The organism is Gulosibacter sediminis (genome assembly GCF_014904065.1).
GTDB lineage: Bacteria > Actinomycetota > Actinomycetes > Actinomycetales > Microbacteriaceae > Gulosibacter > Gulosibacter sediminis.
On record NZ_JACXJG010000022.1, the window covers coordinates 1 to 19,379 of the forward strand.

The following is a 19,379-nucleotide window of genomic DNA, read 5'->3' on the forward strand; positions in this document are numbered from 1 at the left end:
GCAGCATGCCGCTGCGCGTTTCGGGCCCGCATCGTCGAACGGTGCGGGTCCCACTCTCATTGACGGCGAGTAGAGCCTCGGCGCAATGGAAAAACCTCAGCGCAACGAAACAGCCCCCAGCCTGCTGAAGTTTCAGCTTGCTGGGGGCTGCGTTCCGCGTAATAGTGCGGATGTGGCTAGTGAGGGATTCGAACCCCCGAAGGCTGAGCCGTCTGATTTACAGTCAGATCCCTTTGGCCGCTCGGGCAACTAGCCGGGTCGTGCGCGGTTAAGCGTACCGGACGAGTTTACACAAAATCGCGACACCCGTGCACGTTGCCTCCGACTGCTACCTTCACGGCGTGACGAATTCGAGCATCCACGACCAACTGCCCGAGCTGCTGCGCATCGCATCCGAGCTGGGAGCCGAGGCCGGCCAGCTGATCGCGACCCGCCGCCGCGAAGGTATTTCCGTCGCCGCCACCAAGAGCAGCAGCGTGGATGTCGTGACCGAGGCAGACCGCGAGTGCGAGGCGTTCATCCGTGCTCGCCTCGGCGAGCTCCGCCCCGACGACGGCTTCTTCGGCGAAGAAAGCGACGCGAGCGCGACGAAGTCCGGCATCACTTGGGTCGTTGATCCCATCGACGGCACCGTCAACTATCTCTACGGCCTCCCCAACTACGCGGTGTCGATCGCGGCGGTCACGGGTGATCCCTCGATTCAGCCCACCGAGTTCGAAATTCTCGCCGGCGCAGTCGTGAGTCCTGAGCAGGGCGAGACATACACCGCGGTCGCGGGTGGCGGCGCCTGGCGCAATGGCGAACCGCTGCAGCTGGGCGAGGGCCCCGAGGATATCGCGCGCACGCTCGTCGCGACCGGCTTCTCGTATACCGCCGCCCGCCGTGAGTTGCAGGCGCAGGCTTTACTCAACGTGATTGGCAAGGTTCGTGACCTCCGTCGTCTCGGCGCGGCATCGCTCGATCTTTGCGGAGTCGCGACCGGGCAGCTCGACGCGTACTACGAGTTCGGGCTGAGCCAATGGGACTGGGCGGCCGGCGCCCTGATCGCGAAAGAGGCGGGTGCGAGCGTGTCGGGCCTCGACTTGGAGCAGCGCGAGGGACGCAGTAGTATTGTGGCTGGCCATCCGCGCATCGTGGCGCAGTTGGTCGATCTGTTATCTGAGGTCACGCCCCAAGATCTGCTCTGATCAGGGACTTTTACCAAATCGTGATTTAGCCTTGTCCTATTCGTAACTTTATCGTTATGATTGGCGAGTCCAAATTCTTCGGTGAAGATCCCCCTATCTGGAGCAAGTACGTAATGACGGATGGTCTCGACTCGACGCAGCCTGTGGTGGCGTTGACACGACGGGAACTGCGCGAGCGCGAGCGAGCGGCAGAACGTGNGGCAATGTTGGCCCGGCAAGCGGCGAACTCGACGACAGCCGAAGTTGCGGCTCCCGAGGCTGCGGCTGAGGTCGCACCACAGCAGGAAGCGCCCGCTCTGACGCGACGCGAGATCCGCGAGGCAGAGCGCGCCGCCGAGCGCGAGCAGCAGCTCCGCAGCGCATCGGCCCAGGCTGCGCAGGCCGCCGCCCGGGTCAACCCCGAACTCTTCGCCGCTCCCCAGGCTCCCGCCGAGCCCTCGGTTGCCGAACCCGCCAACTCCGAGACGGTCACGAACTTCACGACGGAAATCGTCGAGACGCTCAACCCCGCAACCGGCCCTATCTCCATCGCGCCGATCATCTCGCTCGAAGACGTGCGCGCGGCCCGCAACGACGTTGACGAGAACTCGCTTCCCGAGGCGCCCGTCGGTGAGCCCGAGATTCCCGCAGCCTTCCTTCGCGCATCCGCCGACGACGCGACCGGCACCGTGTTGCCGTTCCGCGGTCGTGGCAGCGGCGCCGGCAAGTTCGGCGGCTCGATGGTTGCCCTGAGTTTCCTCGCCGGCACCGTCATGCTCGGCGCTGGCTCGGCCGCCGCGATTGGCGCGCTCAGCTCGAGCGACGCCGAGGTTGCGCAGGCCGACGCGGCGCAGCANGCCGCCGTCGAAGAGAACGCGCAGTCGCTTTCAGTCTCGGGTCAGGCTGTCGCGCACGAGTCCACTCGCACCGATGACGCCACCGCCGTGACCTCGATCGGCACCGCCGCCGCCGCGAACCTCGCCGCCGGCGTGAAGCTGCCCGACTCGACCACCTACGAGAACGACATCACCGCGAACGTGCAGTGGCCGTTCCCGATGGGCGTTCAGCTCACCGACGGTTATGGCCCGCGTAACGGCCCCGCCGGTACCTCGGGTTTCCACGGTGGCCAGGACTTCACCCCCGGTGAGGGCACCCCGATCGGCGCAATCGCCGACGGTGTGGTGAAGAAGGTCGACCTCGACGGCGCTTCGTCGCTCGGTAACTACATCGAGGTTGAGCACGTCATTGAAGGCCAGCACGTCACCTCGCTCTACTCGCACCTCGACCCGAGCACCGTCAAGGTCGAAGAGGGTGACGAGGTCCAGGTCGGCGACGAGCTCGCTGGTGTTGGCAACACCGGCATTTCGACCGGCCCTCACCTTCACCTCGAGATCCACGTGAACGGCGACTACGTCGACCCGATCACGTTCCTCAAGAAGGTCAACGTCGCTGGTGTTGAGACCTCGATGCCGACCGAACTCACCGCTACGGTGGGTCTCGGCTCCGACAAGAAGCTCGAGTCGTCCGACAGCACGGCGCTCGTCGAAAACCTCTTCGTCAGCAAGATCAGCAACTAGTTTTTCGGATGCGCGGCTCGCTCCGGCGGCCGGTGCAACCAGCAACAACTGAATAACCACCGGAGTTGCACATCGCAGGATGTGCTTGCTAAGCTCCTCTGGTGCCCAAGCGAGAAATCGTCTGTGGTTCCGCCCCGATAGCTCAGTGGTAGAGCACTTCCATGGTAAGGAAGGGGTCGCCAGTTCAATCCTGGCTCGGGGCTCCATCAGTTGCTCGACCGGCGGCTGATCCCGTGGCAGGGTAGCTCAGTTGGTGAGAGCGCACGACTCATAATCGTGAGGTCGCGGGTTCAAGCCCCNCTCCTGCTACCGCACAGAACGACCCCCGCAGTTGCGAGGGTCGTTCTTCTTTTCCATTGCGGGTCCAGGCGCACTGCGCAGGTACTCTCAGCGCATGACGAGCACGCAATCCCTGCCTGACCTTCCTCGCCAACATCGCGGCGTATATCGCGGTGCCGTCCGGATGGCACAGGCTGCCGGCGATGCGGCCGAGGCTGCCGGCGTCCCTCGCTCGCTCGTCGAACTCGTCAACGTGCGCGTCTCGCAGATGAACGGATGCGCGCGCTGCCTGTCGGTGCACGTGCCCACCGCGCGCGACGCCGGCATCGACGAGGCGAAGTTGCACCTCGCATCCGTCTGGCGCGAGGCAGGCGTCTTCAGCGACGCCGAGCGCGCGGCCCTCGAGATCGCGGAGCTCACGACCGAACTGCCGGTCGACGCCGCGCGCGCCGCGTACGCCGCGGGTGGCGGTGCTGGCCTGAGCGACGAACAGATCACCGCGATCGAGTGGATCGCCATCTCGATCGGGGTGTTCAATCGCATCTCGATCATCTCGGGTCACCATGCGCTGACTGAGAGGTTTGCGACCGGCGCCGGTGACGCCGTCGAGAACTAGGGAACAACCGCATGACTGTAATCGCGAGCAGTTCCTTGCCGCCGCAAGCCGCGTCGCACGGCATGCGTGCCAGAGCTACTGATACGTCACGAGCTGGGGCTGCGGATCGACCGCGAGCGTCTCGGCGGGCGTGAACGTCGGGGTGTCTTCATCGATGAAGTTCTTCCAGCCGAGCGCCATGGCGTCGGGCAGGTCGGCGATGAGCGCGTTCCACGTCTCCATCTTGAGCCCCGGCGTGCCGTGTCCATCGATATGCACGACGAGCTGGAGCGTGTCGTGGCCGGTGGCGATGTTGTCGCGATCACCAAGCATGTCACTACGAAACTCGTGCAGCACCACGATCTTCTGCGGCAGCTCGTGCTCAGTCGTGAACTCGGCGAGCCACTCGAGCGTCTCGTTGATCTCCTCGTCGCTCACGGTGCCGATCTGCTCGAGATGTTGCTGCCCGGGCTTCAGGCGCCACTCGGGGTCGAGCGCGAGGCCAACGTGCGGCTCGGCCAGCAGTGACTCATACTGTTGCGCCTGCTCGGGGAACGACGACAGCCCCGGCTGCAGGTCGAGCACGACGTAGATGCCCTCTTCGGCGGCGCGGTCGATCCACGGGCGCAGCGCCTCGGGATCGCTCTCGGCCGAGTAGTTGCCGTCGTCGCCAGCGCTGCCGCTCGCGAGTGTCACGATGATCTCGAAGGTCGGCACGACCTGCTTGTCGGTGAGCGCCTGGTACTCGGCGGCGCGCTCCTTCACGTCGTGCACCGCCCAGTCGAGGTCGTGCTCGCCGAGCACGCCGAGCACGGGTTCGCCGGGGTAGCCGTAGTCGGCGACGAGGATGCGGTCATGCAGCGGGAGCATCCCGCCGCCCGGCAGCTCGGCAGCGTTCAGGGCCGTGCCAAAGCGCTGCGCGAAGTCGTCGCTGGCGCCGAACGCGTCACCAAACCCAAGAACATTCGCCCCCGGATGTTCGCGCGCGATCGCGACCGTCTCGCTCGTCGCGCGCGGGTCGCCACCCGGCAGCGCCTCGACGCTGCCCCCGACCGCGGTGAGCGTCGCGGCCGGTACCAGCGCGGCGTCTGGCACTTCGCCATCCTCGGTGAACAGCACGGCGGGTGCAGGTTCCTCCGTCCAGCTGAGCTGGGGCACCTCGGTCGACGCGGGGTCGGCGGCCGCATCAATCGAGATCACGCTCACGCCGCGCGGATCGACCTCGTCGTCGTTCGCGGTGACGACCGTGGTAACACCGAGCCGCTCGAGTTCGCCGCCGAGGCTGGGGCCGTCCACGAGCAGCGGTGCTCCCGCCGCCACCGCATCATCAGCGAGTTCGCCCGCGTGCTGGGCCGTGGCCACGAACGCAAGATCGCTCGTCTCGAACAAGGCGGTGCTTACGGAGATCGAGGCCGCGCTCGGATCGTCGACGGCGAGCGACACGGCAGCAACCGCCTCGGCGCGCGGCCGTGCCTCGAGCCCGCCGCCGGCGCATCCGGTCACGGCCGCGAGCGGCGCCACGACCCCGAGCAGGGCGAGCAGGATGCGGATGACGGGACGGCGGAGCATGAGACCTCGGCGGTTGGCGAAGCGGGCACCCGGCCCGCGAGTACGCCGCGAGTCTAGCCGCCAAGCTTCACCGCACCCATAATGCCGCCTGGCTCGGCAACACGCGGAGGCACGTCGCCGTCGGGGTTCCGTGAAGTGACTTGGCTAGGTGACGATGCGCAGGCCGATGTCGGTCTCGACATGCTGTCGCTGGCCGCCCGAGTGCGTGAGCTGGCGTCCATCCGCGTCGACCGTAAGTTGGGTGCGGTGACTGCGCAGCGCCTCGAGCACAGCAGCGCGCTGGTGCTCCAGGTCGAACCACTCGGTGTCGGGCAAGCTCGGGTCGTCGATGAGCTCGGCAAAGCGAATACCGGATGCGCGGGCGACGGCGAGCGTGGCCTCGCGGGCCCGCAGGTGGTCGGGATGCCCGTAGCCGCCCGCATCGTCATAGCTCACGATGACCTCGGGGCGCTCGACCGCGACGACCGCCGCGAGATCGGCGACCACCTCGGCGAGCGGCGCCGCGGTGAACGACCGGGCGTCGCTCGAGTCGGCCGGCCCAGCGACGCCGGGGCGCACCCACTGCATGCCCGAGTCGCGGTAGATCCGCGCATCGGTGAACGCGGTGGCCTCCGCGAAAGCGTCTGCTCGTACGTAGGCACTCGTGCCTGCACCCGCAAGCCCATGGACGTTCACATCTGCGTTCGCCTTCGTGCCCGTATCCGCGCCAATTGCGGTGCCCGCGTCGGCGCCCGCAATCGCGTCCGCGTCCTCGCCGGCTTCCGCATCCGGCCCCGCAATCGCGTCCGCGACGGAACTCGCGGCCCGCGCGGGCGGCGTCCCAAGCCAGTAGTGCGCCGCAATGCCGAGCGCCTCGACCGATCCGCGAACCTCTCGCTCGCGCACCTCGGCGAGCTCGGCCTCGCTCGTGCGATCAGGCAGAACGCCGTCAACGATCTCGCCGGCCTCGCCGCGCGAGCAGGTCACGAGTGCCACCCGAACGCCGCGATCGTGCAGCTCGCGCAGCAGCGCACCGCCTGCGAGCACCTCGTCGTCGGGATGCGCGTGCACGACGAGCACGCGGCGCACCCCGGCAAGCAGGCTGTCGCGCTCAGGCATAGCTCTCCCCGTTTTCGACGTCGGCACGCACCGCGAACCGGTCGCGCTCCCACACCTCCAACTGGCTCGCGAACTGGACGCAAGCAACTAGCGAGCCGTCGCGCTCAGCCACTCGCCGCTCCATCCACGAGCCCGCGATACGCTTCGAGCAGCTGCCCAGCCGACGCATCCCAGCTCATTGCCCGCGCGTGAGCGAGCGCGGTCGCTGCCAGCCGCGCATACAGCCCCGCATCGCCGAGCAGCCGCGCAATCGCGGCGGCCCAGTCGGCGGGCTCGCGGGTATCGACGAGCAGACCCGTCTCGTCATGCCGCACCGATTCGGCGAGCCCGCCCGAGCGATACGCGATCGCCGGCAGCCCGCACGCCGCCGCCTCGAGCACGACGAGCCCAAACGTCTCAGAATGCGAGGGCATGAGCAGTACGTCAGCCTCGCGCATCTCGGCCGCGAATCCGGCGCGCGAAAGCGGTCCAGTGAACCGCACCCGCTCGGCAAGCCCATGCCGCGCGACCGCTTCGTGCAGCGACCGCTCGTAGGCGAGCGAGTCGGGCGTCGGCGCGCCCACCACGACGAGGTCGGGCCGCGAGGCCCCGGGTAACTCGGCAACCGCGTCGACCGCGAGGTCGATGCCTTTGAGTGGATGCAGACGCCCGCCGACGATGAGTCGCGGCCGGTCGCGACCCGCACCCGGGGCCGCGACGACAGCATCCGCGGGATAAAACACCGTCTGGTCAACGCCCGGCGGCACGACGATGATCCGTTCGGGCGAGGCATTGAGCCGCTCGATCGCCGTGTCGCGCTCGGCGTCGCTGATGACGACGAGCGCATCCGACTCCCGGGCGAGCCGCGCCTCGCCCGCAAGCCGACCCGGGGACTCGGCCCGCTCGCCCGCCGAGAGCGGCAGCGAGGCCTCGGCCGCAATTGAGTGAAAACTCTGTACGAACGGCACGCCGAGCTCACGCGCGACCGGCAGCGCCGCGATGCCCGAAAACCAGTGCTCGCCGTGGATCACGTCGACCGGCACCTCGCGCAGCAGCGCCGCGAGGGCGTCGCGGAACGCGTCGATGAGCGCCTCGTGCTCGCCCTTCTCAATGGTGCGCGCCGGCCCCGCGGCCAGCGAGTGCAGCCGGAGGTTCGGCGCGAGCTCGACCACGGCGGGCTCATCGGGCCGCTGCCGGCGCGTGATCAGCTCGACCTGATGCCCGGCGCGCGCGAGCACCTCGGTCTGCGNGCGCACGACGACGTTCATGCCGCCCGCATCCTTCGTGCCGGGCTCGTCGACGGGGGAGGTGTGGAGCACGACGAACGCGATGCCGAGAGGCGCGACCGAAGTGGCGTCAGAAGTCATGCTGCGACGCTAGCGCGGCGAGCCCAGCACCGCACCCGTGGCCGACGTAACGGGTCACAGGCGCTGGCCAGGCGCATCCGCGAGGGTGGGCGCATGATCATTACGGCACAGGACGACGGATTCACGCTCAACGAGCCCGACAATTTCTCAAGCTTCCATGTCGACGCGGGCGGCCGCACGAACGTCGAACTCACCGAGCTTGCGACGGCGCACGTTTCGGTGATCCCCATCGTCGACGCCGACCACCTCTGGGTGTCGGCTGACTTCCTGCGGCAGGAGGGTGACACCGACGAGCGCGCCGGGCAGCTCGATCGCCTCGTCGAGTTCGCGCGTGAAAAGGGTTGGTACGACGAGGATTCGCAGGCGATCCGCGCGCACGTCGAGAACCTCGGCGAGTAGTCGCGCGGCGAGCGAACGTACCAGTTCGCTCGTGATGGCGCGGGTGTAACGTGCTCGGGTGATGTTTTCAATGACTCAGCACGAGAGTGCGGCTGGAGGCTGTGGCGGCGCTGCCGCCACGGGTAGGTGACCTCGTCGCTCAGGCCGGTTCCGCGCATGCGCGGTGCTGGCGACTCGTGCTGCGCAATCTGCGTGGCGTACCGGCCCGGCGGCCGGTCCTGATCATCAACGCCGGCGCCGTCAGCGCGCCATTTGAAAGGCCATCATCATGATTCCGATCACGGAAAAATTCATTCGCACCAACTTCATCAACGCTTCGAAAAAGGATCGCACGGAGCTCTCGCTGCCGGAGAACTTCGACGAGGTCGACTGGGACTCGCTCGACTACTTCGGCTGGCGCGACCCGCGCATCGTCCGCCGCGCTTACGCCTTCGTGCCGATCGGTGGTGACGAGGTGCGCGGCATCCTGTTCCAGCAACAGCCGCCGCTCGCGAAGCCGCAGCTGTGCGGCTGGTGCCACGACGTGCGAATGCCGAACGACGTCGTCTTCTCGAACGCGAAGCGCTCGGGCTCGTCGGGTCGCAACGGCAACACCGTCGCGGTGTACGTGTGCAAGGACTTCCAGTGCTCGTTCAACGTGCGCAATGACCCGCCGAGCCCGTACGACGGCTTCGACATGGATGCGGCGCGCACCTCGCGCATCGCCGGTCTCGGTGAGCGCGCGGCGAAGTTTGCCGCCGAGCTCTAGCTGGTCCCCGCGCGGATAGGGACGGCGTGGGGTGAAGTGCCGCCCCGCTGCCCGCTGCTGTGCGTGGCCGGTGGCGCGGTCATCGAGGACTGGCACGATGCTGACGGCGCCAGTTGCCGCTGAACCCGCGCTTGCGTGCGGGCTCCCTGCGTTTCCGAGAGCGCACACCAGGTGTCGTCACTATGCTCTGGAGCAACCTGCACGTGGCGACCTCGCAACGACGCGAGCCGCCCCTACCAGCGGCGACGTTGCCGCGGTGAGGAGTCCTCATGATCTTTACGAGCCCCTACGACGATGTCGAGATCCCTGCGGAAACGCTCTACGAGGCGATCTTCGTTGACCTGAATGAAGAGGATGCGGGCCGCGTCGCGATCGTCGACGGCCCGACCGGCAACACGACGACCTACGGCGAGCTGAAGACACAGGTCGATGCGATCGCTGGCGGGCTCGCCGAGCGGGGGATTGCTCCCGGCGACGTCGTCGCGCTGCACGCCCCGAACATCCCGGCGTTCGTCGCGATCTTCCACGCGATTCTCCGCGCCGGCGGCACCGTGACGACCGTGGCAGCCCTCTCGACGACCGAAGACATCGAGCACCAGCTGCGCGCCGCGGGGGCGCGGATGCTCTTCACGATTTCGGCGCTCGGCAGCCAGTCGTTGCCAGCGGCCGCCGCGGCCGGCATCGCAAACGAGCAGGTCATCGTGCTCGACGGCGCCGAGGGCTACCCGAACCTTGGTGAGCTGCTCGCGTCGGCGACGACCGCCCCGAAACGCACCTTCGACCCCGAGTATCACCTCGCGGTGCTGCCGTTCTCGTCGGGTACGACGGGCGCGCCGAAGGGCGTCATGCTCACGCACCGCAACCTCGTGGCGAACCTCGTGCAGGCCGACGCCGCCATCGGTCTCCAGCCCGACGACCGGGTACTCGCGGTGCTGCCGTTCACGCACATCTACGGACTCACGGTGCTGCTCAATCTCGCGCTGCGCAATCGCGCGCGGCTCATTACGCTGCCGAAGTTCGACCTGCCCGAGTTCCTGCGCGCAATTCAGGACGAGCGGGCGACCGCGGTATTCATCGCGCCGCCCATCGCCGTCGCCCTCGCGAAGCACCCGCTTGTCGCGCAGTACGACCTCTCGTCAATCGACTTCGTGCTCTCGGGCGCCGCGGCCCTCGACGAGCAGCTCGCGAACTCGGTCGCGTTGCGGCTCGGCACGCGCATCCTGCAGGGCTACGGCATGACCGAGACGAGCCCCGTGACCCACGTCATTCCGCGCGACCGCGACGATCTCTCGCGCGGCTCGATCGGTGTGCCCGTGCCGAACACCGAGGTGCGCGTCGTCGACATCGAGACCGGCGACGACATCGAGGTGCCCGAAGACGGCCTGAGCGAGCCCGGCGAGATGCTCATCCGCGGCCCGCAGGTCATGGTCGGCTACATGAACAACCACAGCGCGACGTCGGCGACGATCGGCTCCGACGGCTTCCTCCACACCGGCGACATCGTGCGCGTTGACGCGCACGGGCAGACGTTCGTCGTCGACCGGCTCAAGGAGCTCATCAAGTACAAGGGCTATCAGGTGCCGCCGGCCGAGCTCGAGGCGCTGCTGCTCACTAACCCGCTCATCGCCGACGCGGCCGTCGTCGCGTTCCCCGACCCGGAGGTCGGCGAGCTGCCGAAGGCCTTCGTCGTGCGGCAGGCGGGCGCCGAGCTCACCGAGCAGGATGTGCTCGACTTCGTCGCGGTGCACGCCGCGCCCCACAAGAAGGTGCGCCTCGTCGAGTTCATCGACGCGATCCCGAAGTCGAGCTCGGGTAAGATCCTGCGCCGCGAGCTGCGGGCGAGGGATGCGGCGGCGGTCGCGTAGCTAGTGCGCCGGCCGGCTAGGTGCCGCAGTACGTGACATACGGCCCGAACGAGGCGGGCGCCGCGGTCGCGAAACGCTCGCCACCGGGGCGCTCGGCGTAGGGCTCGGTGACGACCTCGAGCAGCTCGCCGAAGGGCGCGAGGTCGCCGCGGCCGGCCGCCGCGAGGGCCTCCTCGACGAGGTGGTTGCGCGGAATGTACGCGGGGTTGCTCCGCGCGATCAGCTCGGCGTCGGGCGTGAGCTCGCGCCAGCGCTGCAGCCACGGGCGCACATCCGAAGCGTCGGCGAAAAGTCGCTCGACCGCGGCGTCGTCGCCCGTCGCCGCAGTCACGAGCGCGCGGAAGAACTCGGTGTAGTCGATGTGCTCCTCCTGCAGCAGCCGCAGCGTGGCGCTCGCGAGCGCATCCACCTGCGGGTCAGAGAGGTCGGCCGACAGGCCGAGCTTGTCGCGCATCCCGGCGAGCCACGCCCGCTGGTACTGCGGCGCGAACTGCTGCAGCTCGGCGGTCACGAGCGCGACCGCCTCCTCGCCCTCACCGACGAGCGGCAGCAGCGCCTCGCCGAGCCGCGCGAGGTCCCACTCGGCGATCGCCGGCTGGTTCGCGAACGCGTACCGCCCGTGCTCGTCGATCGAACTGAACCAGAGCGCCGGGTCGTAGGCGTCGAGGAACGCGCAGGGCCCGTAATCGATCGTTTCGCCCGAAATCGTCACGTTGTCGGTGTTCATCACGCCGTGAACGAAGCCGAGGCGCATCCAATCGGCGATGAGCCGGGCCTGGCGCGCAATCACCTCGCGGTAGAGGGCGAGCACCGGCACCTCGGCGTCGGCCGCGGCGGGGGAGTGCCGCTCGATCGCGAAGTCGACAAGGCGCCGCAACGCTTCTGGTTCGTCGAGCGAGCGAGCGTACTGAAAGCTGCCGACGCGAAGGTGGCTGCTCGCGACCCGGACGAGCAGCGCGCCGCGCTCGGGGAAGTCGCGCTGCACGATGTGGCCCGTCGCGACGACGGCGAGCGCTCGCGTCGTCGGCACGCCGAGCGCGTACATCGCCTCGCTCATGAGGAACTCGCGCAGCATCGGCCCGAGCACCGCCTGGCCGTCGCCCCGGCGGGCGAACGGGGTCTTGCCCGAGCCCTTGAGGTGCACATCCCGCCGCTGCCCGTCGCGGTCGATGAGTTCGCCGAGCAGCAGCGCGCGGCCGTCACCGAGCCGCGGCGCGTACCAGCCGAACTGATGCCCAGAATAGATCTGTGCGACGGGTTGCCCGCCCTCGGGCACGGTCTGCCCCGTCAGCCAGCTGAGGCCCTCGGGCCCGCGCAGCCACGCGACGTCGAGCCCGAGCTCCTCGGCGAGTGACTCGTTGAGCACGAGCAGCTCGGCATTCGGCATCTCTTGCGCCCGCCAGGGCTGCGCGAGCTCGGGCAGGGTGTCGGCGAATTCATGCTGCAACTGCATGCCCACCAGTTAACGACGGCCGGCTGGGCACCGCCACAGCCGGCCGTCAGCAAGTCGCGGCGTTAGGCGCTCACTCCCAGCTCGTGGTCTGGTACTTGCCCGAGGGCTCGGGCACGGATGCGGTGAGCAGCGTGCCGTCCGAACGGTGCCAGCCCGCGAGGGTGTGCATGCCGAGCTCGCGGTCGACGCGNGGGCCCTGGCCGCGCAGCGGCACGGTGGCCGGCGCATCCGCCCGCACGAGCACCTCTTCGCCGCGCACGCCGACGCGAACGACGGACGACGTGCCCGACTCGAGTGTGAACGTCATCGTCTCGGGCCGCAGCTCGACGCGCACCTGCGCGCCTCTGAGCTGGAGCTTGAAGTCGATGCCCTCCCAGCCGTCGGGCAGGCGCGGGTCGAACTGCACCTCGCCGCCGTGGTCGCGCATGCCGGCGAAGCCGCAGACCGCGCCGAGCCAGATGCCGCCGGCCGACGCGACGTGCACGCCGACGTCGGTATTGCCGTGCAGGTCGGCAAGGTCGACGAATGCCGTGTGACGGAAGTACTTCTCGGCGAGCTGCAGGTGCCCGACCTCGGCCGCGATGATCGACTGCACCGCCGCGGACAGGCTCGAGTCGGCGGTGGTGAGCACGTCGTAGTACTCGAAGTCGTTGAGCTTCTCCTCGGCCGTGAACCGGTCGCCGCGCAGGAACAGCGCGAGCACGACATCGGCCTGCTTGATCACCTGGAAGCGGTAGATGACGAGCGGGTGGAAGTGCAGCAGCAGCGGCCGCTGCGAATCGGGCGTGTTCTCAAGGTCCCAGATCTCCTTGTCGAGGAATGCGGCATCCTGCGGGTGCACGCCGACCTGCTCGTCGTGGGGGATGAACATCTTGCGCGCCGCGCGCCGCCACTTGTCGGGCTCGTCGGCCGAGATCGAAAGCCGGTCGATGGTCTGCTCGAACTCGAGCGGATGCGTGTCGTGCAGCAGCTCGAGCGACTCGGCCGCGGTGCGCAGGTTCTTCTGCGCCATGACGTTGGTGAAGAGGTTGTCGTTGACGACGGTCGTGTACTCGTCGGGCCCGGTGACGCCGTGGATGTGGAAAGTGTCGGAGGCGTTCGTGCGCCAAAACCCCAGGTCGTACCACATGCGGGCCGTCTCGACGAAGACGTCAACGGCGCCGCCGAGCAGGAACTCGGTGTCGCCCGTGGCCGCGAGGTACTGCGACATCGCATGCGAGATGTCGGCGTCGATGTGGTACTGCGCGGTGCCCGCCGCGTAGTACGCGCTCGACTCCTGCCCGTTGATCGTGCGCCAGGGGAAGAGGGCGCCGCGCTCGTTCAACTCGACCGCGCGCTCACGGGCGTAGTCGAGCATCCGCACCCGGTAGCGCAGGGCGTTGCGGGCCATCGTCGGCTGCGTGTAGGTGAGGAACGGCAGCACGAAGATCTCGGTGTCCCAGAAGTAGTGCCCGCCGTAGCCCGAGCCACTCACGCCCTTCGCTGGCACGCCGAGCCCATCGGCGCGCGCCGCGGCCTGGGCGATCTGGAAGAGATCCCAGCGGATCGCCTGCTGCAGCTCGGGCTGGCCGTGCAGCACGACGTCGGACTTCGACCAGAAGGTGTCGAGCCACTCGCGCTGGTCGCGGTGCAGCACATCCACCCCGAGCTCGAGCGCGTGGCCGAGCGTGCGTCCGCAGCGGTCGGCGAGCTCACGCGCCGGCGCAACGCCGGCCGTGTGGTAGGTCAAGTACTTCGTGAGGCGAATGACGTCGCCGCTCTTCGCGTTGATGCGGAACACGCGCTTCGCGAGGTCGGGCTGGAGGTCGGTCGAGGTGTGCACGGGGCGCTCGCCCTCGCCGGTGACTTCGATACGGTGGTCGACGGCGCAGGCGATCGACATTTTCGAGTTGCGCGTGCGGTAGCCGAGGATGAGCCGGTCCCCCTCGTCGCGCTGGAGGATCGGCTCGAGCACGCGCTCGTTCAGCTGCTCGGCGTTGCGCGGGTCGAAGGTCGCGGGCTCGCCGGCCGTCTTCGGCGCGGTGTCGCGGTATTCGTCGACGCCGTCCTGGCGGTTGAGCAACTGGCTCGAGATGACGATCGAGGCATCGCTGTCGAGCAGCTCGACCTCGTACTCGATGAGGCCGAGGTGGCGCTCAACGAACGACACCATGCGACTCGAGCGGATGCGCACCCGCTTGCCGCCCGGCGTGCGCCAGACGAGGTCGCGCGAGAGCACGCCGTCGCGCAGGTCGAGTCGGCGCTCATAGGCGAGCAGTTCGGCGGTCGAGAGGATGAGCGGCTCGTCGTCGATATAGAGGCGGATCACCTTCGCGTCGGGCGCGTTGATGATCGTCTGCCCGACCTTGGCGAAGCCAAACGCCTCCTCGGCGTGGCGAATCGGCCACGTCTCGTGGAAACCGTTGATGTAGGTGCCGTGCTCGCCGGCCTCGCGGCCCTCGTCGATGTTGCCGCGCATGCCGAAGTAGCCGTTGCCGACGGCGAAGAGCGTCTCGGTGTGGCCGAGCCGCTCGGCATCGAAGCGCGTCTCGGTGAGCGCCCACTCGTCGAGCGGATAGCAGGCACGGTCGAGCGGGCTGGTCTCTCGGTCGGTGCTCGTCATGCGTCGCCACCTTTCGTGGTGGCCCGAAGGCCGGGGATGAGTTCGGCGAGGTCGTCGACGACGCGCGTCGCGCCGTGCACCGTAAGGGCGTCGTGGCCGGCGCCGCGGTCGACGCCGATCACCTCGCCAAAGTTGCCCGCACGGCCCGCGGCGACGCCCGAGGCGGCGTCTTCGACCACGGCGCACTGCGCGGCGTCGAGGCCGAGCTCGCGCGCGGCCTGCAGGTAGGTGTCGGGCGCGGGTTTTCCGGGCAGACCGAGCTCGGCCGCGTGCACGCCGTCAATAATCACGTCGAAGCGCTCGCCGAGCCCGGCAGCCGCGAGCACGCGCCGGCCGTTGCGTGAGCTCGTGACGACGGCGGCCGGGATGCTGCGGTTCGCGAGCTCGCGCAGGAAGTCGAGCGAGCCGGGGTAGGCGGCGATGCCGTCGTCCTCGAGCAGCCGCGTGAAGTGCTCGTTCTTGCGGTTGCCGAGCCCGCACACCGTCTCGAGCTCGGGCGCATCCTCGGGCGTGCCCGCGGGTAGCGAGATGCCGCGCGAGGCGAGAATGTCGCGCACCGCATCGAAGCGCGGCTTGCCGTCGAGGTAGGTGAAGTAGTCGGCTTCCTCGTACGGCGCGACGCCGTACTGTGCGAAGACCTCGGTGAACAGGGCGGCCCACGCGTGCCGGTGCAGTTCGGCGGTCGGCGTGATGACGCCGTCGAGGTCGAGCAAGAATGCTCGGATGTGCTGGAGGGATGGGGTGATGCTCGCTGCCGCGGTCATGTCGACCATTGTGCGCCCCTCGCGGCTGTGAATCGATCTGTGCCTGCGAATGTTGAACATCGGCGACGGTTTGGTCACGTTCCGGGCGAATCGATGCCGCTCGCAGGTGCCCGCCTCACGCTGGAGGTGTCTGAGCCGCACCGACAATGGAGGTCGAGATGGCACACGAGACAGTTCAGGGAGGGGGCATCCCCGCATCGCCAACACCAGGCTCGACCAGCACCACGCGACGATCACGCGCAACACTGGCGACGACTTTCGGGTGTCGTCGCGGCGCGACACGCACTCCGCATCGGCCAGCGATGGCTCTCCCACCGGCGACGCCCCCGAGGGCGTGCGGCTGCGGCACGGCTCAGGCTTCACGATTCGAGACACGAAGTTCGTGTTTCAGCGTGACGAGTTCGCCGACCGCAGCCACGCGGAGGACGAAGACTAGTCGTCGGAGACGCTGACGGTCACCTGGATGTTGCCGCGCGTCGCGTTCGAGTAGGGGCACACCTGGTGGGCGGCGTCAGCGAGGGCCTGTGCCTCGTCGTGCGGCAGGTTCGGGAGCACCACCTCGAGGTGCACGGCGAGCTCGAAGCCGCCCTCACCATTCGAACCGATGTCGACGCGCGAGCCGACGGTCGAGTCGGTGATCGTGACCTTCTGCGCGCGGGCAACCGCGTGCAAGGCCGAGTGGAAGCAGGCGGCGTAGCCCGCCGCGAACAGCAGCTCGGGGTTCGCGCCCTCGCCCGAGCCGCCCATACTCTGCGGGGTGGCCATGTCGAAGTCGACGCGGCCGTCGGTCGTGCGCACGTGGCCGTCGCGGCCGCTTCCGGTCGAGAGGGCTTCGGCGGTGTAGAGAGTGGAATCGATCATCGATGCTCCTTCGCGCTGGTGGGTTGGGAGCCCGACCCTAGCGCCGCTTGTTGAGAGCGTTCACATCTGGGGTGGAGACCTACGAGATGGAGCGGGCACTGGTGAGCGTCGCCGGGTCAGCAGCACGAGTACGACGCTCACCAACACGAGCACACCGACGCTGGTGAGCACGAACACGATGACCGAGCCGCCCGGCTCGCCTTCGGCGGCGGGGACGGTGCTCGGGCTCGACCGGGGAGTCGCGGTCGGCGTTGGCGCGATCGTGGCCAGCGCATCCGGCACCTTGACCTGTGCGACCTCGGGCGCGGCGCCGATGTCGTCGAGCAGGCTCGTGAGATCGGCGAAGCTCAGCGTGCTCGCGGGGTCGGCGGACTTGACCGACATCGCGGCGAGAGGCGCGCGCACGCGCTCGACCAGCGCATCCGGTGTCAGGGCATCGGGAATGTCGCTCCAGATCGCGAACATGCCGCCCGAACTCGCCTCGACGAGGTCGGGGCTGCCCTGCACCGAGGGATACACGGTGTCGTCCCAGCCCGCGAGGATCGACTCACCGGTGGGGTACGCGTAGCCGACGCGCTCGCCGAGCACGAAGTAGAGGAATTCGTCGTTGACGTTGACGAGCTCGTAGCCCGCCGCGGCGAAGTCGCTCGCGGGCACGGCGCCGGGCGGGCGCTGGGTCCAGTACGCCACCTGCACGCTGGTATCGAGGGCGACGCTGCCCGAGCGGAGCATGCCGTCGCTCCAGACGCGGGGCTGGTAGCCAGCGTCGCTGAGCAGCGCGGCGGTGGTGTTCACAAAGTCGGTGAGGGCGTCGTAGGCGGTGGCCTGCGCGCCGAACTTCGCCTGTGCGGCCTGGGTGAGTGCCTGCACCTCGGCCGTGTCGGCGAAGTCGACGAACTCGTCGCCGCCGAGGTTCCACGGCACGGGGCCGGGCATATCGGGCTGCTCGAACAGCTCCGTGTATTCGCCGATGAGCTCGTGCGCGAACTCGACGCCGGCGTCGCTCGTGATGTCGAGGGCGCCGAAGACGTTACCGCCGTATGCGTCGTGCAGGCGCAGCTCGGGGTAGGCATCGAGCGCGTGGTCGAGGTGGCCCGGCATGTCGAGCGATGGTGCGACGCGGATGTGCCGCGCGTTCGCGTATTCGATGAGCTCGCGGATCTCGTCCTGCGAGTGCGCATCGGGCGAGGCGATGTCGGGATGCGTCGTCGACTCGATCGCGAAGCCCTCGTTCTCAGAGAAGTGCAGCTCGAGCTCGGTGAAGCCGAACCAGCTGAGCTGGCGCACGAGCGACTCGAGGGCCTCGATGGGGTAGTGCTTGCGCGCGATGTCGATGTGCGCGGCGCGGATCTGCTCGGCGGGGAAGCTGAACTCGTAGTCGCCGTTCGCGATGTCGCCCGCCGCGACGAGCTGCTGCAGCAGCGGCCGGGTGACGTGGAAGACGCCGGCGGCGTCGGGACCGGTGACCGTCACGCTGTCGTCGACCGTGAGCAGCGAGGCGTCGTCGAGGCCGAGCACGATGTNGGCCTCGGTGGCGAGCGACGCGTCAGCGAGGTAGGCGACCTCGGGCGCCGCGTCGGTGAGGCCGAGCGCGGCGAGCTCCTCGGCGAGGCGCGCACCCTCGCCCGCGAGGGCGTCGTCGGTGATGAGGATGTGCGTGCTCGCGCTCGGGGCCCAGTACCCGAGGCGCGGGGTCACGGTGGTCGGTGGCGGCACCATCTGCGGCCAGGCACCCGACTCGGTCTGTGGCGCGGTTTCGGCGAGGGCGAGGCCGGGGGAGCCCAGCGCGACGGCGAAGGCGAGCAGCGCGGCCGTCAGCCAGCGCCAGCGGCGCGGTCGGCCTGCGGAAAACGAACGACGGTGCATGTGCTTACCCCCAAGACGTGCGCCTCCAGCATCCCACCCCGAGGTGGTCGCGTGGTTAGCGCAGTTCGGAGAACAGTTCGAGCACGTGCCGTTCGATGTCGTCGCGCACGAGGCGCATCCTCTCGAGCCCATCGATGCCGCGCTCGGAGGGCTCGTCGGTGACCCAGCGCTCGATGCTCGCGCGCATGCCGTCAACCGGCTCGACCTGTGCCTCGTTGCCGAGCACGATCACGCGGTGGGCGCGGCGAAGCAGCTCGGAGTCGAGCTGCTTCGGGGCCTCGCGCTCGAGGTCGGCGCCATGCTCCTCGAGCACCTCGCGTGCGAGCTCGTTGATCGCGTCACCGGGCTCGGTGCCCGCCGAAGCGACCGCGACGGAAGTGCCGGCGATCTGCCGCAGCGTGGCGGCGGCCATCTGCGACTTGCCGGCATTGCGAACACAAATGAACAGTACGGTTGGCGTCTCGCTCATAGAGGCATGGTGGCACGGGAGGGTGGGGATGCGCCCGGGCGCGCCGCGTGCCGGCCGGTCACCGCGCATCCAGTGCCGATTCGTACGCTGGGACGCATGAGTGACGCGGTGAACCAGGTGCCTGAGCAATGGCGACCCAAGGCGGTCGCGCTTGCGCCGTGGCCGCTGATTCTCGGGGCGGTGTTTGTCGTGTGCACGCAGGTGTGGCTGCCGTTTTGGGGCACGTCGATTCGCGCGAACGTCGTCTACGTCGCCTTCACGCTGCTCGGGCTCGCGCTGTGCGGCCGTGGCGCGCGGCAGCTGTGGCACGCGAACCGGGCCGTTGGCCGCGCCGGCGTCGCGAGCGGCGAGACCGGCGCCGACGGCCTGCGGTCGTCGGGCACGATGTGGTGGTGGCGCAGAGCGCCCCGCATGCAACTCTCGTGGGGCATGGGGGCGCTCTGCGTCGTCGTTGGGGTGGGGCTCTGGCTCTTCGCGGATGTTCGGGCCGAGCAGGTGCTCGCTTTCGTCGGCACCGGCGGCATGGTTGCGTCGGGCTACTCGGGCATGTTGCTCGCGGCACGTTACTCGCGGCTCTGCCACGACTTCAACGTGCCGTTCTCCGCGCTGTTCTGACGCGGGGTCGAGCGCACACGTGGCGGCGAACGAATGCTGGCCCGACTGGTCGCCGGTTCACGGCGCGCTCGCGGTGGTGCCGTGCGCTAGCTGGGCCTGCGGCGAAC

General features: G+C 68.7%; 17 protein-coding genes and 3 tRNA genes. 10 read left to right on the forward strand and 10 right to left on the reverse strand.

Annotated features, from left to right (window positions below):
* Window positions 1–173 precede the first annotated feature (173 nt).
* A tRNA-Tyr gene (locus tag ID132_RS11065) sits at window positions 174–255 on the reverse strand.
* 86 nt (window positions 256–341) lie between these two features.
* Between ID132_RS11065 and ID132_RS11070 the strand changes: the two genes are divergently transcribed.
* The 5 genes from ID132_RS11070 to ID132_RS11090 all read left to right on the forward strand — a co-directional run bounded on the left by ID132_RS11070 (window position 342) and on the right by ID132_RS11090 (window position 3,638).
* The gene (locus ID132_RS11070) at window positions 342–1,187 is read left to right on the forward strand and encodes an inositol monophosphatase family protein (RefSeq protein WP_241209129.1); all 846 of its coding nucleotides are present in this window, start codon (window positions 342–344) and stop codon (window positions 1,185–1,187) included.
* Window positions 1,188–2,221: 1,034 nt separating this feature from the next.
* Window positions 2,222–2,743: a M23 family metallopeptidase gene (locus ID132_RS15590; RefSeq protein WP_459562488.1), complete on the forward strand. Its 522-nt coding sequence runs from the start codon at window positions 2,222–2,224 to the stop codon at window positions 2,741–2,743.
* A gap of 131 nt (window positions 2,744–2,874) precedes the next feature.
* A tRNA-Thr gene (locus ID132_RS11080) sits at window positions 2,875–2,949 on the forward strand.
* 29 nt (window positions 2,950–2,978) lie between these two features.
* A tRNA-Met gene (locus ID132_RS11085) sits at window positions 2,979–3,052 on the forward strand.
* 154 nt (window positions 3,053–3,206) lie between these two features.
* A complete protein-coding gene (locus ID132_RS11090; RefSeq protein WP_235988527.1) occupies window positions 3,207–3,638 on the forward strand; it encodes a carboxymuconolactone decarboxylase family protein in 432 nt (143 codons plus the stop codon).
* A 75-nt stretch (window positions 3,639–3,713) separates the two neighbouring features.
* Here the strand turns inward: ID132_RS11090 and ID132_RS11095 are convergent, their stop codons facing one another.
* The 3 genes from ID132_RS11095 to ID132_RS11105 form a co-directional block, all read right to left on the reverse strand.
* Window positions 3,714–5,186 carry a hypothetical protein gene (locus tag ID132_RS11095; RefSeq protein ID WP_193128640.1) on the reverse strand — a complete coding sequence of 491 codons (1,473 nt, stop codon included), beginning with the start codon at window positions 5,184–5,186 and terminating at the stop codon, window positions 3,714–3,716.
* A 144-nt stretch (window positions 5,187–5,330) separates the two neighbouring features.
* Window positions 5,331–6,284, reverse strand: a complete 954-nt coding sequence (locus ID132_RS11100) for a PIG-L deacetylase family protein (protein WP_193128641.1) — start codon at window positions 6,282–6,284, stop codon at window positions 5,331–5,333.
* 104 nt (window positions 6,285–6,388) lie between these two features.
* The gene (locus tag ID132_RS11105; protein ID WP_193128642.1) at window positions 6,389–7,630 is read right to left on the reverse strand and encodes a glycosyltransferase; all 1,242 of its coding nucleotides are present in this window, start codon (window positions 7,628–7,630) and stop codon (window positions 6,389–6,391) included.
* Window positions 7,631–7,723: 93 nt separating this feature from the next.
* Here ID132_RS11105 and ID132_RS11110 point away from each other — a divergent pair, with 93 nt between their 5' ends.
* The 3 genes from ID132_RS11110 (at window position 7,724) to ID132_RS11120 (ending at window position 10,642) form a co-directional block, all read left to right on the forward strand.
* A complete protein-coding gene (locus ID132_RS11110) occupies window positions 7,724–8,029 on the forward strand; it encodes a hypothetical protein (protein ID WP_125106769.1) in 306 nt (101 codons plus the stop codon).
* A 268-nt stretch (window positions 8,030–8,297) separates the two neighbouring features.
* Window positions 8,298–8,777 carry an FBP domain-containing protein gene (locus ID132_RS11115; RefSeq protein WP_193128643.1) on the forward strand — a complete coding sequence of 160 codons (480 nt, stop codon included), beginning with the start codon at window positions 8,298–8,300 and terminating at the stop codon, window positions 8,775–8,777.
* A 269-nt stretch (window positions 8,778–9,046) separates the two neighbouring features.
* Window positions 9,047–10,642, forward strand: coding sequence for an AMP-binding protein (locus tag ID132_RS11120; RefSeq protein ID WP_125106771.1), 1,596 nt, complete (start codon window positions 9,047–9,049; stop codon window positions 10,640–10,642).
* 16 nt (window positions 10,643–10,658) lie between these two features.
* Here ID132_RS11120 and ID132_RS11125 read toward each other — a convergent pair whose 3' ends face one another.
* The 3 genes from ID132_RS11125 to ID132_RS11135 form a co-directional block, all read right to left on the reverse strand.
* Window positions 10,659–12,095 carry a protein adenylyltransferase SelO gene (locus ID132_RS11125; protein WP_193128644.1) on the reverse strand — a complete coding sequence of 479 codons (1,437 nt, stop codon included), beginning with the start codon at window positions 12,093–12,095 and terminating at the stop codon, window positions 10,659–10,661.
* A gap of 70 nt (window positions 12,096–12,165) precedes the next feature.
* Entirely contained in the window at window positions 12,166–14,697 is a 2,532-nt protein-coding gene (locus ID132_RS11130) for a glycoside hydrolase family 65 protein (protein WP_193128645.1), read from the reverse strand.
* Window positions 14,694–15,470, reverse strand: a complete 777-nt coding sequence (locus ID132_RS11135) for an HAD family hydrolase (RefSeq protein ID WP_328744314.1) — start codon at window positions 15,468–15,470, stop codon at window positions 14,694–14,696. The genes ID132_RS11130 and ID132_RS11135 overlap by 4 nt, the downstream gene beginning before the upstream one ends.
* Before the next feature lie 253 nt (window positions 15,471–15,723).
* Between ID132_RS11135 and ID132_RS11140 the strand changes: the two genes are divergently transcribed.
* The gene (locus ID132_RS11140) at window positions 15,724–15,897 is read left to right on the forward strand and encodes a hypothetical protein (protein ID WP_193128646.1); all 174 of its coding nucleotides are present in this window, start codon (window positions 15,724–15,726) and stop codon (window positions 15,895–15,897) included.
* Here ID132_RS11140 and ID132_RS11145 read toward each other — a convergent pair.
* The 3 genes from ID132_RS11145 to ID132_RS11155 form a co-directional block, all read right to left on the reverse strand.
* On the reverse strand, window positions 15,894–16,322 hold the full coding sequence (locus ID132_RS11145; protein WP_193128647.1) for an organic hydroperoxide resistance protein: 429 nt from the start codon (window positions 16,320–16,322) through the stop codon (window positions 15,894–15,896). The genes ID132_RS11140 and ID132_RS11145 overlap by 4 nt on opposite strands.
* A 60-nt stretch (window positions 16,323–16,382) precedes the next feature.
* Complete coding sequence (locus ID132_RS11150) at window positions 16,383–18,320, reverse strand: family 20 glycosylhydrolase (protein WP_459562487.1); 1,938 nt, start codon at window positions 18,318–18,320, stop codon at window positions 16,383–16,385.
* Entirely contained in the window at window positions 18,244–18,657 is a 414-nt protein-coding gene (locus ID132_RS11155) for an arsenate-mycothiol transferase ArsC (RefSeq protein ID WP_125106778.1), read from the reverse strand. Before ID132_RS11155 ends, ID132_RS11150 begins: the two co-directional genes overlap by 77 nt.
* A gap of 96 nt (window positions 18,658–18,753) precedes the next feature.
* On the opposite strand from ID132_RS11155, the gene ID132_RS11160 reads away from it, so the two are divergent.
* Window positions 18,754–19,272 carry a hypothetical protein gene (locus ID132_RS11160; RefSeq protein WP_125106779.1) on the forward strand — a complete coding sequence of 173 codons (519 nt, stop codon included), beginning with the start codon at window positions 18,754–18,756 and terminating at the stop codon, window positions 19,270–19,272.
* Window positions 19,273–19,379: the final 107 nt, after the last annotated feature.

Excerpts from the sequence above, each read along its gene's own strand:
- ID132_RS15590 (WP_459562488.1), top strand. The coding sequence starts at position 2,222 with ATGGGCGTTCAGCTCACCGACGGTTATGGCCCGCGTAACGGCCCCGCC.
- ID132_RS11090 (WP_235988527.1), top strand. The coding sequence starts at position 3,207 with ATGGCACAGGCTGCCGGCGATGCGGCCGAGGCTGCCGGCGTCCCTCGC.
- ID132_RS11095 (WP_193128640.1), bottom strand. The coding sequence starts at position 5,186 with ATGCTCCGCCGTCCCGTCATCCGCATCCTGCTCGCCCTGCTCGGGGTC.
- ID132_RS11100 (WP_193128641.1), bottom strand. The coding sequence starts at position 6,284 with ATGCCTGAGCGCGACAGCCTGCTTGCCGGGGTGCGCCGCGTGCTCGTC.
- ID132_RS11110 (WP_125106769.1), top strand. The coding sequence starts at position 7,724 with ATGATCATTACGGCACAGGACGACGGATTCACGCTCAACGAGCCCGAC.
- ID132_RS11115 (WP_193128643.1), top strand. The coding sequence starts at position 8,298 with ATGATTCCGATCACGGAAAAATTCATTCGCACCAACTTCATCAACGCT.
- ID132_RS11120 (WP_125106771.1), top strand. The coding sequence starts at position 9,047 with ATGATCTTTACGAGCCCCTACGACGATGTCGAGATCCCTGCGGAAACG.
- ID132_RS11125 (WP_193128644.1), bottom strand. The coding sequence starts at position 12,095 with ATGCAGTTGCAGCATGAATTCGCCGACACCCTGCCCGAGCTCGCGCAG.
- ID132_RS11135 (WP_328744314.1), bottom strand. The coding sequence starts at position 15,470 with ATGGTCGACATGACCGCGGCAGCGAGCATCACCCCATCCCTCCAGCAC.
- ID132_RS11145 (WP_193128647.1), bottom strand. The coding sequence starts at position 16,322 with ATGATCGATTCCACTCTCTACACCGCCGAAGCCCTCTCGACCGGAAGC.
- ID132_RS11155 (WP_125106778.1), bottom strand. The coding sequence starts at position 18,657 with ATGAGCGAGACGCCAACCGTACTGTTCATTTGTGTTCGCAATGCCGGC.
- ID132_RS11160 (WP_125106779.1), top strand. The coding sequence starts at position 18,754 with ATGAGTGACGCGGTGAACCAGGTGCCTGAGCAATGGCGACCCAAGGCG.